The organism is Pseudomonas sp. KCJK8993 (assembly GCF_046230915.1).
GTDB classification, from domain to species: domain Bacteria; phylum Pseudomonadota; class Gammaproteobacteria; order Pseudomonadales; family Pseudomonadaceae; genus Aquipseudomonas; species Aquipseudomonas piscis.
In genome coordinates, this window is record NZ_JBJJLO010000257.1 from 1 (window position 1) to 553 (window position 553).

Annotated in this window: 1 protein-coding gene; it reads right to left on the reverse strand. The window is 66.4% G+C overall.

The genetic code is table 11. The features are described from left to right. Positions 1–553: acyl carrier protein (locus ACK6AU_RS32035; protein WP_409303784.1), on the reverse strand; the 553-nt coding region annotated here is incomplete at both ends.

Consider the following 553-nt stretch of genomic DNA (forward strand, 5'->3'; position numbering starts at 1 on the left):
CCGGGGCGCCGTGGTTTTGCAGATAGGCGATGATCGCCGCCGGGGTCCCATGCTGGAAAAAGAACGTGGCCGGCAGCGGGCTGGCCAGGCGCTCCGCCAGGCGATGGCGCAAATCGAGCATCTGCAACGACGTCAGGCCCATTTCCATCAATGGCACGTGCTCGCCATAGGCCTCGGCCCGGGCTTCGCCCAACACCCCCAGCAGCAATTGGCCTACCACCTGCGGCCACTGTCCGGACGGGACGGCCGGTGATGGCGCTGCCGTTGTCTTGAGTGGCGGGGCCATGGTCCGCACATCGGGGTATTCCACCAGGACCCCGGCGTCACGGTTGACCGCATCGCCGGGCCGATAGCCCTCCAGTACCTCGCGCACCTGCGCGCCATGGCTTTCGTGAAAACACAGCATGGGTTCGAGCAAGCGCCCGGAAACCTCGTCCCTGCGGCGGATGTAGTCCTTGAGCGACAAGGCGTCGGTTCGGCGGGCATCATAGTGATGACAGCGCGTCACCCCGACCACGCTGCGCACTGCGTCGAGGCTGGCCAGGTACACCAG